This is a genomic window from Agrobacterium sp. LR_9 (assembly GCF_041954855.1).
Lineage (GTDB): Bacteria > Pseudomonadota > Alphaproteobacteria > Rhizobiales > Rhizobiaceae > Agrobacterium > Agrobacterium leguminum.
In genome coordinates this window covers 1-13,548 of the sequence record NZ_JAVAYA010000006.1, presented here as the reverse complement: position 1 = coordinate 13,548, position 13,548 = coordinate 1, and the positions used below count along the sequence as shown (strand labels likewise).

Sequence of the window (13,548 nt, the reverse complement as noted above, 5' to 3'; positions counted from 1 at the left end):
GATGGACACGGCCGCTCAGGGCGTCCAGTCAGGCCGCCTTCAGAGACCCCCGATAAGCGTCCGCTCCCGAACCGAGTTCGAACTGGCCGAGCAGCCGGTTTAGCGCATCGACCTCCGTTGCCAGCGTGTGGCTTGCGGCGGTCATCTCCTCGACCATCGCGGCATTTTTCTGCGTCTCCTGGTCCATCTGGTTGACGGCGACGTTGATCTGCTGGAGGCCGGATGACTGCTCCTGCGCGGATTCCACGATCGCGGCGACGTGCTGGTTGATTTCCTGCACTTCGGCAACGATGACATCGAGCGCCTTGCCGGTATCGCCGACAAGATGCACGCCCTCTTCGACCTGCTGGTTCGACTTGGTGATCAGCGACTTGATTTCTTTCGCCGCAGCGGCGGAGCGTTGGGCAAGCTCCCGCACTTCCTGCGCCACCACGGCAAAACCCTTGCCCGCCTCACCGGCACGTGCCGCTTCCACCCCGGCATTCAGCGCCAGCAAATTCGTCTGGAAGGCGATCTCATCGATCACGCCGATGATGCTGGAAATTTCGTTCGACGATTTTTCGATCCGCTCCATCGCCATCACGGCCTGACGCACGACCTCACCCGACCGTTCCGCGCCGATGCGCGTGCGGGAAACCAGCCGGCCCGCCTCATGCGCACGGTTCGCGGCGTCTTTTACCGTTGTCGTAATCTCTTCAAGGGCGGCAGCGGTTTCTTCAACGGCCGCCGCCTGCTGCTCCGTTCGCCGCGCCAGATCATCGGACGCCGACTTGATTTCATTAGCGCCGACGTCGATGCCGGAGGCATTTTCCGATACCCGCAGAAGCGCGTCCTGCAATTTCCCGGCCGAGCCGTTGAAATCGCCACGCACCGCGTCGAGCTGCTCGACAAAGGGATTGTCGATACGGCAGGACAGGTCGCCGTCAGCGAGCTTCGCCAGCGCATAAGCCAGGCTGTCGACGGCAAAGCGGATGCTGCCCGCCTCATCGGCGGCCCTGCGTTCCCGGGCCGCACGCTCTTCTTCACCAAGCGTGCGGTTGGTCTCGGCCTCCTGTTCCAGCGAGGCCTTCTGCCGGTTGTTTTCGCGCAGAACATCGAGAGAGCGGGCAAGATCGCCGATTTCGTCCCTTGTCCCGATATCCTTCAGTGTCAGATGAAGATTTCCCTGTGCAATCTGGGCGGTCTCATCGATGATGTTTGCGATGCGCCCGATGAACCGCCGCGCGATGAACCATCCCGCCAGTGCAAGAAGCACGGTGGCCGTCACTATGGTCAAAGCGGCGTCACGCATCATGGCATGCAGCTGCGCAAACACCGTTTCTTCCGGCACCGAGATGATTGCGTACCATTTCATGTCCTGGGTAAGCATGACCGGCAAGGCGATGGCGAAGGACGCCGTTCCATCCTGTGCGGTGATCTCGCGCTCCGCACCGGGATTTGCAATCAGCTGGTCCCAACCGGCGGTCTTCGCACCGCCGTCCGCGAGGCTTTTTCCCATGATCGCCGCATCCGGATGACTGATGATCTTGCCGCCGCCGCTGACCAGACTGACGAACCCCGTTCCCATGGGCCGCACCGTCGAAAGCGCCTTGCTCGTTTCATCGAGCGACAGGTCGAGGCCGGCGACCCCCTGAGGTTTGGCATCGACCATAACCGGCTTGGCGATTGAGGTAATCAGGACCTCCTTGCCGTCGATTGCATAGGAATAGGGCTCGACGACGACCGTTTTCTTCAGGGTGAAGGGCAATTGATAATAATCGCCCGGACCTGCGGTGGCATAGTCCGTCAAAGCGGTATTGCCTATTTTGCCGCCGCTGCGCACCCAATAGGGTATGTACCGGCCGGTCGCGTCATGCCCCTCCCTGTTGGCGAAATCCGCATCCTTGCCGTCAAACGCATTTGGCTCCCATCCGGTCCAGAGGCCAAGGATGTCGGGGTTATTGGCCAGCATCTGGTGAATGATCTGATCGGCCTTACCCCGGTCGGCATCGCCTGACTGTTTCATCGATTCCAGAACCGAGACGAGGCTGTTGACGATATGGATCGTGCCGCCGATATTCTTTTCGGTCGCCAGGGCTTCGCTATGGGCGATCTGCCGCATACGCTCAAGATTGTTGGCCCTGGTATCCTCAATGGACCGATAAAACAGCACGGCCGAGGCCGCGATCGTCGCAAAGACCCCGCATGCGGCGACCGCAAAAATATTCCGACCCGTTGTCGATTTAAAAAGCATGTCCCATCCCCCAAAACTATGCTGCAACGGTGGCGAGAGTTACGGGTGCGTGCGCAACTGTTGGCGACCGGGCTGGAGGGTGAGCTTAAGAAGTTATGTTTAAAATTTACTTTCAATTCTATTTTTCAAGCGCCATATCAAAACATCAATACTTTATAAAGTTGCAATATTGAAGTATATACAAACTATTGCACGATATCTTCACCCCTGCACAGATACTTTTGCTCTGCGCAGGGGCTCTGCTCGATGCGGACGCGCGATTGCGCTCTGCTAAAGCCGGAGACTATTGCGGTAACCGCAAAGCGCTCCAGAAGCCACGCAACTGCGCGGTCAATTCTGCATAGAGACCGTAGCGCCGCAGATAATGCGAGACTTGCGCAGCATCGGGCCGGTAAGCATTCGCAACCCGTGTCATCGCCGCAACCGCCTCCTCATAATCAGGATAAAGCCCGATCGCCACGGCCGCACCAATGGCCGCGCCGAGCGCGCCCGTCTCGCGGGCTTCCGCGACACGTAGCGGAATTTCCAGAACATCCGCCATGATCTGCGGCCAATGCTGGCTGCGGGAACCGCCGCCGGACATCACGGCGCTTTCCACCGGCAGTCCCGCTTCGCGCAGAACGCCGATATGGCGGCGATGCTCGAAACACACCCCTTCGAACAGGGCCCGCAACATATGGCCTTCGCCGTGCCATCCCGCGAGGCCGTAAAAGCCACCGCGAAATTCCGCACCCAGCCGCGAGCCGAAAATGAACGGATGGAAGAACGGATCGTCGGCGCGGGGTGAGACGGAGCCGACCAATTCGTTGCATCGCTCGAAGGCGTGGTCGCCATGATCGCCGCGAACGCGGTGCACGTACCATTCGAGGTTGGCGGCGGAGGTGGCGCTGGATTCGATATTGACATAGCGGTCACGGCCGAAGGTGGTGACCATGAAGACATCGGGACTGATGACCGGCCTGTCCGCGAAAACCTGGTTGATGCTCCAGGTGCCGGCGATGATGGAAGCTTCCCCGGCATTGATGACCCCCGACCCCATGGCGCTGGAGACCACATCGAAGAAACCGCCGATCACAGGTGTGCCTTCGGAAAGCCCCGTCACAGCCGCAGCCTCGCCCGTCACCTGACCGACGATGTCAGCCGATTCCACGCGACGGGGGAAGAACGCGAACGCGTCCTCAAGATCGTAAAGCGACAGAAGCTCGCGGTCGAGCCGCGCTTCCGGCAAGGCAAGCAGCCCAGCGCCGCTGAGATCGGAAATATCATTGGCAAGGAACCCCGTCAGGCGGAAATTGACAAAATCCTTGCAGAACAGGACCGTACCGGTCCGGGCATAAAGATCAGGTGCATGTCGCTTTACCCAGGCCAGAAGGCTGGGTGTTTGCGCAGGCCATGGCCGCTGCAGGCAACGGGCCTGCAATTGTGCTCCGCTTTTCCGGTCAAGCTCGGCCGCCAGATCGGCAGCACGGCTGTCGAGCGACTGGATGCCGATCAGGGGCTGCCGGTCCTTGTCCAGAAGATAGAGGCCATTGCCGTGGCCGGCACAGCCCACTGCCAGGATGCTGCGGGGATCGACGGACGATTTCACCAGAAGCTGGCGGATCGCTTCGCAGCCGTTCCGCCACAATTCCTCGAGATCGCGCTCGACATAGCCGGGCTCAGGAAATGTCGACTGTCCGTCGATGGCGTGTTGCGCAACCTGCCGGCCTTCCGTGTCGAACAGCACGGCCTTGATGACCGTGTTGCCGACATCGAGACCCAATATGTGATTTTTATCAGCCACGATTATAGATATCCCATGCTTCCTCGCCACCCGCACCCTGATGGATGATGGCCATCAACGCCGCAACGACGGCCTTGGGATTGTCGTGCTGGTAGATATTGCGCCCGTAAACCATTCCGTTCGCACCTTCGGCCACCAGAGCCGCCGATTTGGTAAGCACGTTACGCAAGTCCTCACGCCCCCCGCCCCGCACCAGCACCGGGCACCGCGCGGCTTCGATCACCTTGTGAAAATCGCGCGGATCGCTGGTCGGATCGGCCTTGATGATATCGGCTCCCATTTCCGAGGCAAGACGCACGAGCGTGACGATCTTTTCGGCGTCGCCATCCACCTGATAACCGCCGCGCACATCATTCGGCAGCATCACCAGCGGCTCGATCATCAGCGGCATGCCGAAACGATGGCAATCTGCCCGCACGCGGCTGATGTTTTCGACGCATTGACGAAACAGCTCCGGCTCGTCCGGCAGCATGAACAGGTTCACGACGACGCAGGCAGCATCCATTTCCAGCGCACCGATAATCGGGTCCTGATGGTTCTGGAGCTGCGACCACATGGTTCTGTGGCGCGTGGAATTGTAAGGGTTACCCATGTCGATACGCATGACGAGGGCCGGCTTGTCGCGCTCCGGCCTCTGCTGCAGCAGATCCGCCTGCCCATAGGCCATCTGTATGGCATCGGGACCGGCCTCGACCAGCCTGTTCACGGTCTGCGCCATATCCTCCAGCCCAACGAGGAAGCTCGGCTCGTTGCAAACACCGTGATCGATGGCCACATCCAGGCAACCGCCATTGCGGAACAGCCGGTTCATGCGCGCCTTTTTCGAAATCCGCATCATCATGCATTCTCCTTGCATCTGTGTTGAAGCATTGCCGGCGTGACCCCATAAAAAGTCTCCAGCTCATGGATAAGCCGCTGCCGTTCCGCCGCCGCCTGGGTGGCCGGCCAGCCAAGCTCGCGGGCCGCAACGGCGAGGATCGCGTCGATCAGATCGGCATCGATGACGCCGGTGATGGCGAGCGTCGTGCGCCGCAGGGCGAGATCGGTCAGGTGGCGCACGTGTTCGAAGCGGATCAGCCAGACCACCTCCGCGGCCGTGATCGGCGATTTTTCTGAAAGCCGCACATCATCCGCACGGCCCCGGCAAAAGCCCATCAGATCGAAGGCACGGGAGCCGTAAGCCAGAGCCAGATGCTCCGCCCGGTCTGTGGCAATCGAAAATTCCTCCGACAGGAAGGCGGGCAGGCTGCTGGCACCGGTTGGAAAATTCCTGCCGCCGCCGATCGGGCGGGCCATGGTGCCGGTCAGCCGTCGGCGTCCAAGAAAGGCCAGAACCTCGTCGGTCACCTGCTCGCCAAAAGCCCTGAAAGTGGTCCACTTGCCGCCGATCATGCAAAGCTGCGGCGGATCGCCCGCAACGCGATGGATGAAATGGCTTCGGGAAATTCTTCCGGTAAAGGCGGCATCGCTGCGCGGCAGAGGACGGATGCCGCTGAAACTGAAAACGATGTCGGAATGGGTAATGGCAATCTGCGGAAAGACCTGCCGGATCGCATCCAGAATATAATCCCGTTCCTCGGGCTCGCAGCGCACCCGCTCGGGACGATCCACCTTGATATCGGTCGAGCCTGCGAGAACCCGGCCGAGATAGGGAAAGAGGATACAGACGCGATTATCGTCATTCTCGAAGAAGATCATATGGCCGTTCAGGGCCTTCAAAAGCGCCTCATTGGCGATGATCAGATGCGATCCCTTGGTTCCGGAGACGGTCGGTTTTGCTATTTCCGCCGCCACGGGTGTAGCCAGCGTGCCAATCGTCTCGTCGATCCAGGCGCCGGTCGCATTAACAATGATCCTTGGGCGGATAGGCAGGGCTTCATCCATGCCCTCCAGCCGAAGACGATAGTCGTCGCCGAGACGGACAAGTTCCGCATAGTTGAGCGCAATGCTTTGCGGCGCATCGGCATGGGTGTCGATCAGAAGCTCCAGTGCAAGCCGTTCGGGCTGACTTATCCAAGCATCGTAATAGGTGGCGGAATATCTGATTTCCGGCGTCAGATCCGGCCAATGCTGCAAAGTCCCGGACGCACCGCGAAACGCATGACGGGGCAGGATACGGTTTTTGCGGGTGACGAAATCATAGAGCATCAGACCCGCCTTGATGGCGAGAGCGCCACGGCTTGCGGGTTTTCCGCCGGAACCGACAAAGGTTGCCGCCGCGTTGAACAGGCCGCTGAAAGTTGAAAAGATCGGGATCGTGGTCGGCAGCGGATGAACCATATGCGGCGCGAGCCTGAGAAGCGCATCCCGCTCCCGCAACGATTCTGCCACGAGGCCGAATTCACCGTTTTCGAGATAACGCAGGCCACCATGGATCATGCGCGACGGCGCGGCGCTGCAACCGGAGGAGAAATCGTTGCGCTCCACCAGCAGCACCCGCAGCCCCTGCAAGGCGAGATCGCGATAGGCGGCAATTCCGTTGATGCCGCCGCCGATAACGACGGCATCGAAATCACCATCGAGCCGGATGCGGCGCAGAGCGTCCTCGCGAAAACTGGGCATAGAAATACCGTTCGCTGGCGGATGACCAGCGTCCCAATGTTGTTGACCGTTTAAAGCGACGTGAGAGACGGGACGAAAATGATGCGCTGTTCGCCTGAAGTCCCGTCTCAGCCTACATAATCAGGTATCGAGCCCCACAAGATGCTCCGCGACACCGGCACTGATGAGCGCCAGCTCACTCTCCGTGAGGCGAAGATGTGCAGCCGCGGCGTTTTCGACCGCCTGAGCCGGATCGCGCGCGCCGCAGAGCGAGAATGTTATGCCCGGCTGGGCAATCGTCCAGGCGATCACCACCTGCGCGACCGAAGCCCTGTGGGCGGCCGCCACCGGTTCCAGCACGCCCATCAATCGCGCGATTTTCTGACGGTTCGCCTGGCTGAAGCGCGGGTTGCCGTGGCGCTGGTCGTCGTCCGCAAAGACCCGTTCAGGCCCGACCTTGCCCGAGAGAAGACCGAGCGCCAGCGATGAATAGCTGAGAACCGAGACATCATTCTTTCGGCAAAGCGGCAGCAGCGTCGTCTCGATATCGCGCTTCACCATGGAATATTCTTCCTGAATGGCATCCAGCGCGCCGGTGGCGATATAAGCCTCAAGATCGCCGGGCGAGACGTTGCTTGCGCCGATGGAGCGGATCTTCCCCTCCTCTTTCAGCCGCACCAAAGCCCCGACCGTTTCGGCAATAGGCGTCGTGGCGTCCTGCCAATGGGTCACGTAGTGATCGATATAGTCGGTTCCGAGCCGTTTCAGACTTTCTTCGACCTCGAAACGGATAGAGGCAGGACCGAGATAACGATGAACGGGCTTGCCATCCTGATGGAAGAAATAAGCACCCTCGTTCACATGCCAGACCAGCCCGCATTTGGTAACCAGCACCACTTTCTCGCGCCTGCCGGCAATTGCCTTGCCAACGATGGTTTCCGCAAGCCCCATGCCATAGGCCGGTGCCGTATCGATCAGGGAAATACCCGCATCGATGGAGGCCTGGATGGCGGCGATGGATTGCCGCTCGTCGGTGCCGCCCCACATCCAGCCGCCTATGGCCCAGGTGCCGAGCCCCACGGCGGATGCGCCGATGCCGCTTCTGCCGATCGTCCGGGTCACTATTGCATTGTCCGTCACGCGGTTTCCCCTCCTTCGTGATCCAGTAAATAGCCGGCTATCGCCTCGTCCACGACGAGCGAGGTCAGATAGCGGCCGGCAAGCGTGGCCGCCACCGGTCCGGCCTTGATGGCGCCTGCCGCCACACCGATGATATTCGGGCACCGGGCGAGCTGCCCGGGGTCCAGCGCCACCACGCGCGAGTTGAGATCGATACGCGCCAGCTGCCCGTCCGCCATGGTGAGATGGGCGAGAAACTCGCCGGCAATGCCCGCATCCACCAGCGCCTGCCCGCCACGGGCCGCATCCGGCAGAAGATCGTAATAGCCGGAGCCCGGAGCCTCCACGGAGCCGATGCCGACCAGCGCCACCTGCGCCTGCCGGGCCAGATCGAAGACCTCGCGGATCGATGCGACATTCATCAGCAGATCGCGCTGTTCCTCATCCTCGGCAAACAGCGGCGCATGAACGAGCGATGCGCTGCCGCCGAGCTTCTCCGCCAGTTGCGTGGCGAGATGATTGACATCCGTATAGTGCTTGCCCTGCACGCCGCCGGTCAGCGGCACCACCCGCACATCGAAACGACGCTCCGCCTCAAGATTGTCGACAACGGCACTCACCGCCTTGCCGCCGGTAATCGCGATCACATCGCCGTCACGAATGGTCTCCAGCAAATGGTTGGCGGCCACCCGACCCACCATCTGCAAGGCGGTTTCCGGATTATCGGAGACCGTCGGCGTCACCACCGACTGCCTGAGGCCGAAACGGCGGGTAATCTCGTTTTCGAGGTCCACCAGCCTCTGATAGGGACTGGCGATGGTGATCTTCACCATGCCCGCCTTGCGGCCGGCCGCAATCATGCGGTTGACCTTGGTGTGGGAAAGATTGAGCCGCTCGGCGATTTCCGACTGCTTCACACCCTCGATGAAATGCAGCACCAGGACGGAATACATCTGCCTCTGTTGATCGAAATCGTCCTTGATATCCAGCATGGTCGTATTTCTCCAGTTACCCTCGGGCGAGCGAAGGGCGCTCAACGGCGGCGCCTGACCAGATAGTGGTCGAACAGGACCGCAGTCAGCAATATGCTGCCCCTGATGATGTCCTGCCAGTAGACAGACACATTGAGCAAGGCAAGGGAACTGGAAACCACCGAAAGAAGGATCGCCCCAAGGATCGCGCCGAGAATGGTGCCTGAACCGCCCGAAAGGCTCGCGCCGCCGATGACCGCCGCCGCAATCACGTTAAGTTCCATGCCGACGCCGAAGCTTGGTTGGGCAGAGCCGAAACGGGCCATATAGATAACGCCTGCCACACCGCACAACATCGAACAAAGCGTGGTGGTGGCAAACACTACCCGGCCGACGCGGATACCGGAATAGGCCGCCGCTTTCGGATTGCTGCCGGTATAGAACACCTTGCGGAAGGCGGTCGTGCGCCGCAGCAGCAGATCGAAAACGACAACCACCACCGCGAAGATAATCAGCACCAGCGGAATGCCGCCAAGCGCGCCCTGACCGATGAACTTGAATTCCGGCGGCAGGGAATAGAGCCCAAGCGGCCGCCCGCCCGTCGCCAGCAGGCACACACCGCGCGCAATCACCATGACACCCAGCGACACGATGAAATGATGCAGCCCGATCACCGTCGTCAGGAATCCCATGGCCATGCCGATCAAGGTCGTAAGGCAGATCGCCAGCCCCGCCGCCACCCATGGGTCGACGCCATTGAGGAAGAGCCAGCCAGCCGCCACCATCGCAAGTGCTGTGACGGAGCCGACCGAAAGGTCGATGCCGCCAGAAATCAGAAGGATCGTCATGCCCACCACGACGATGCTTTCGATGGCGAAGACCATGGCCATGGCCCGTAGATTGTCCACGGTCAGGAAATACGGGGATATCAAGGACATCACCGCAAAAAGCGCGAGGATGATGACGATCAGCCCGGTTTCCCGCGCCTTGAGCGCCGGCTCCCACCAGGCGGTGCGGCGAACCGCCGTCTCAGCTATGCCCGAAGGTGTTTCCGATGTTGCCATTTTCCCGCTCCCTCAGGCCCTTTCCGAGCTATGCACAATATTGATCGATGCGAGCTGCATGATCTTTTCCTCCGTCATGTCTTCGCCCTCGACCTCACCCGTAATCCGACCCTCGCGCACGACCAGCACGCGGTCGCTGACGCCGATAAGTTCCGGCAGTTCCGAGGATATGACGACCACACCGACCCCCTCACGCGCCAGTTCCCGGATCTGGCGGTGGATTTCGGCCTTCGCGCCCACATCCACCCCGCGTGTCGGCTCATCCAGAAAGATGACCTCCGGCTCCACCGAGAGCATCTTCGCCAGCGCCACCTTCTGCTGGTTGCCCCCGCTCAGGGTCGATACCGCATCGCCGATGCTGTTCGCCCGCAATTTCAGCCGGCGTCCCAGCTCATCGGCACGCTTCATTTCCTTGCGCCGTTCGATGAAGCCCATGCCGTTCGATACCCTGCCGATATCGAGCGCAGAGACATTCGAGGCGATGGACATGTTGAGGAAAAGCCCGTCCCCCTTGCGATCCTCGGACAGATAGACCAGCCCCTCGCGGATGCTGTCGCGATAATCCTTGAGCCTTAATGGCCGGCCGCGCAGCGTAACCTCGCCTCTCGCCTTCCCCTCCAGCCGGCAGACCGCCCGGGCGATCTCGCTTCTTCCCGCACCAATCAGCCCGGCAAGCCCCAGGATTTCGCCGCGGCGCAGATCGAAATCGACATCGAAAACCCGCTTTCCTTCGTTCAGGCCCCGCACAGAGAGAATGACGTCATCCGATTTTTCATCCTCCGAAAGCTTTGGCGGGTAGAGCTTGTCGAGCACCCGTCCCACCATGCTGTTGACGACTTCCTCGGGGGAAATATCGGCAATATTCTCCGTCCTGATATGGCAGCCGTCACGCATCACGGTGATGCGGTCGCAATGTTCGAAAATCTCCGCCATACGATGCGAGATATAAACGATGGCGATGCCCCGTTCCGCCAGCCGGTGCATGATCCTGAAAAGGGTCTGCGCTTCGGTTTCGGTCAGCGCCGCCGTCGGCTCGTCGAGGATCAGGATGCGGCAATCGAGTGTCAGCGCCTTGGCGATTTCGACGATCTGCTGTTGCGAAATCGACAGGTCGCCGGCCCGGCGGCTGGGATCGATATCACCGATTTCCCGCAGCACAATTGCCGCCCGCTTTTCGAGATCGCGATAGTTCATGAACCAGGAGCGGCTTTGGCCCGTCTGCGACATAAACATGTTCTCGGCGACCGAAATCTCCGGGCAGAGCGCGATTTCCTGATGCACGAAACCGATGCCAAGCCGGTTCGCCGCATTGGGCGAGGATATCTTGACCGGTTTGCCATCCAGCACGATTTCCCCGCCATCCGGCTGCAGAATGCCGTCGATGATATGCATCAGCGTCGACTTGCCGGCGCCGTTTTCACCGGCCAGCGCATGGATTTCGCCGCGCCGCAACTCGAGTGCCGCATTGCGCAGCGCCCGCACGGGGCCGAACGCCTTGTGAATATTCGTTATGCTGAGGATGACCTCACCCATAACGCCCTCCCGAACCTGCTTCCCCTTGTGGCCGGCGAGGTGCAAACCCCGCCGGGTCCAGAGCGACGCGTCAGCGCCCCTTCATATAGTCGTTGAGATCGAAGGAAGCGGCGTTCGCCTTGGTGATGACAGCGAAACCATTGTCCATCGAAGGAACCTGCATCGGATTGAAGCCGGAAACCTTGTAGTCGTTGAACGGGTCGATAAGGTCCGAATGGGCGCCCAGAAACGTGTTCATGAAACCCATGAAGCCCTGCACACCCTGATTGGGGTTGATGGACATGTAGATATTGCCCTGCTTGATATGCTCCAGCGTGGCCGGGGTGATATCCGCATGCAGGATCAGGACCTTCTTCTTCGCCTCAAGGACTGCAGCCGTCGCGCCTTCGGCCGAACCGGCTTCGGGAATCCACAGGGCACCCAGATTGGGATTGGCCTGCAACAATGCGCCAACGGCCTGGTAGGCAAGGTTCGAATCCTGATTGGTCGCCTGGCGACCGACCAGCTTCATCTGCGGATAGGTGCGCCCCATATAGTCGATGAGAGCGGTGACGCGCAGATCGTGATTGCTTTGTCCCGGATTTTCCAGAACGGCATATTCACCTTTTTCGCCGAGTTTCTTGACGATTTCATCGGCCGCGAATTTCGCCTCGGCAACATTGTCCGAGGTGATATAGGCGGTGCGCTTCGACTTCGGAGAATCCGCCGCAAAAGTCGTCACCGAAACGCCGGAGCCGATCGCCTTGTTGATCGGTTCGATAAAGGGATCGGCCTGCATCGGATGCAGCAGAATGCCCTTCGGCTTCTTCACCAGTTCCTGCTCGAAAGATGCGATCTGCTTGGTGATGTCATATTCCGGGGTGCCGGTGAAAACGGCCTCGCAGCCGAGCGCCTTTGCGGCCTGCTTGAACCCCTCGAAGACCGGTACCCAATAGGGGTGACTGGAAACCATGACGTTCATCACATAGGTCTCACCCGGCTCGCAGGCAAACTTGCCCGCGGCGGCGGCCTGCGAACCGGCCCCACCGGCAATCGCCACGGCTAAAACACCCGCGGCAGCGGTCGATTTCAGAAAAGCCAACATATTCCCCTCCCAAGGACAATGACTTAGTCCGCAATAAATTTTATTCGATGTAATTTATTGCATGCGAATTGGGATAGCCGGAAACCGAGCGGCCGTCAATGCTGTTTGAATTTTATTTTATGATGTGAAATTTATTTCAATTCATGCGGTAGGATGGAGAATACGGCTTCTCGTCGGGGAGCTTCGACGCAAACCGGGGCCGCAAGGCACGGAAGCGATGGCCGGCGCCTAGTCGGCGCCGAGCAAATAGAGGATGAATTTATAGAGGACATAGGCGCCGACGACGGCGGGAAGGAGGTACATGAAGGGATGGATAATCGCCATGTCGAACGCGCCCTTTCCAGATCGGACTAAGTCGTTGCCAACTGAATGAAGCGAATGGCATCACCGACAGTGGAAAGACTGTCTGCGGCAGCATCGGGAATTTCGATGTCAAATTCCTCTTCGATCTCCATGACGATCTGAACGACCTCAAGCGAATCGGCATTCAGATCTTCGGAAAAATCAGCTGTATCGGCTATTTTATCATCAGCTATTCCGAGCTGCTCGCCGATGATTTTTGTCACCCGGTTTCTTATCTCGGCTACTGCGGTATCTGTCGGGACCGAAAAACTCACCATCTCGATTCCGACGTCCTGTTCTCCGTGCCGATGTCGTCCGACGTCCATCGATAGAAGGCGAAAATGCCCATCGCGAAGACAAAAAGGGATATGAGGCTACCCAGGCTCGACATTGCTCTCTCATTTCTCCCCCGATAAAATCTAAGCTTCGGAATGAGTGACCTGCAATGAAGATTTTGTAATTTATTGTTGCCCGTAACCGGCTTTTAGACCGCTCTCTGTCTCTGAACTTTTCCGGCTTTCATGAATTGCATCCGGCTCGCACACTCCGGTGACATGGATAGTCATGTTTCATCTGGCCCTAAGCGAAATATCCCGGAAAGACTGTTTAATGGTGACGGGCCGCGCGGAAGCTGGAGTGAATGAAAGCCTGACCCATATGGCACCCGTTACCCTTAGATCCGTAAAGAAAAGCTACGGCGCATTCGCCACCATCGACTGTTTACGTCACGCATGATCAGGTGGAAGCCATGACCGTGGCCGACAAGATCGTGGTGATGAATGCCGGACGGGTCGAGCAATGCGGAGCGCCGCTCGAGCTTTATGACCGGCCCGCCAATCCCTTCGTCGCCGGCTTCATCGGTTCCCCGGCGATGAATT

10 protein-coding genes and 1 pseudogene are annotated in these 13,548 nt (G+C 59.6%); 1 reads left to right on the top strand and 10 read right to left on the bottom strand.

Annotated elements, in window-relative coordinates; translation table 11 throughout:
* Positions 1–28 precede the first annotated feature (28 nt).
* The 10 genes from RAC79_RS09215 to acpP form a co-directional block, all read right to left on the bottom strand.
* Positions 29–2,233 (bottom strand): methyl-accepting chemotaxis protein, encoded by a 2,205-nt coding sequence (locus RAC79_RS09215; RefSeq protein WP_374996981.1) that lies wholly within the window; start codon positions 2,231–2,233, stop codon positions 29–31.
* A 283-nt stretch (positions 2,234–2,516) separates the two neighbouring features.
* Positions 2,517–4,016, bottom strand: coding sequence for an FGGY-family carbohydrate kinase (locus RAC79_RS09210; RefSeq protein ID WP_374996980.1), 1,500 nt, complete (start codon positions 4,014–4,016; stop codon positions 2,517–2,519).
* Positions 4,009–4,851 (bottom strand): class I fructose-bisphosphate aldolase, encoded by an 843-nt coding sequence (locus RAC79_RS09205; protein ID WP_374996995.1) that lies wholly within the window; start codon positions 4,849–4,851, stop codon positions 4,009–4,011. Before RAC79_RS09205 ends, RAC79_RS09210 begins: the two co-directional genes overlap by 8 nt.
* A gap of 2 nt (positions 4,852–4,853) precedes the next feature.
* Positions 4,854–6,578: an FAD-dependent oxidoreductase gene (locus RAC79_RS09200; protein ID WP_374996979.1), complete on the bottom strand. Its 1,725-nt coding sequence runs from the start codon at positions 6,576–6,578 to the stop codon at positions 4,854–4,856.
* 120 nt (positions 6,579–6,698) lie between these two features.
* Positions 6,699–7,697, bottom strand: a complete 999-nt coding sequence (locus RAC79_RS09195; RefSeq protein WP_174045744.1) for an aldo/keto reductase — start codon at positions 7,695–7,697, stop codon at positions 6,699–6,701.
* Positions 7,694–8,668, bottom strand: coding sequence for a sugar-binding transcriptional regulator (locus RAC79_RS09190; RefSeq protein WP_059757988.1), 975 nt, complete (start codon positions 8,666–8,668; stop codon positions 7,694–7,696). The genes RAC79_RS09195 and RAC79_RS09190 overlap by 4 nt, the downstream gene beginning before the upstream one ends.
* A gap of 41 nt (positions 8,669–8,709) precedes the next feature.
* Positions 8,710–9,711 (bottom strand): ABC transporter permease, encoded by a 1,002-nt coding sequence (locus RAC79_RS09185; protein WP_174040125.1) that lies wholly within the window; start codon positions 9,709–9,711, stop codon positions 8,710–8,712.
* Between the two features lie 12 nt (positions 9,712–9,723).
* The gene (locus RAC79_RS09180) at positions 9,724–11,244 is read right to left on the bottom strand and encodes a sugar ABC transporter ATP-binding protein (RefSeq protein WP_174040126.1); all 1,521 of its coding nucleotides are present in this window, start codon (positions 11,242–11,244) and stop codon (positions 9,724–9,726) included.
* Between the two features lie 70 nt (positions 11,245–11,314).
* The gene (locus RAC79_RS09175; RefSeq protein WP_174040127.1) at positions 11,315–12,328 is read right to left on the bottom strand and encodes a substrate-binding domain-containing protein; all 1,014 of its coding nucleotides are present in this window, start codon (positions 12,326–12,328) and stop codon (positions 11,315–11,317) included.
* A 350-nt stretch (positions 12,329–12,678) separates the two neighbouring features.
* A complete protein-coding gene (gene acpP, locus RAC79_RS09170) occupies positions 12,679–12,948 on the bottom strand; it encodes an acyl carrier protein (RefSeq protein WP_080857566.1) in 270 nt (89 codons plus the stop codon).
* A gap of 434 nt (positions 12,949–13,382) precedes the next feature.
* Here acpP and RAC79_RS09165 point away from each other — a divergent pair.
* Positions 13,383–13,548 (top strand): annotated as a pseudogene (locus RAC79_RS09165) (sugar ABC transporter ATP-binding protein); the annotation flags it as partial.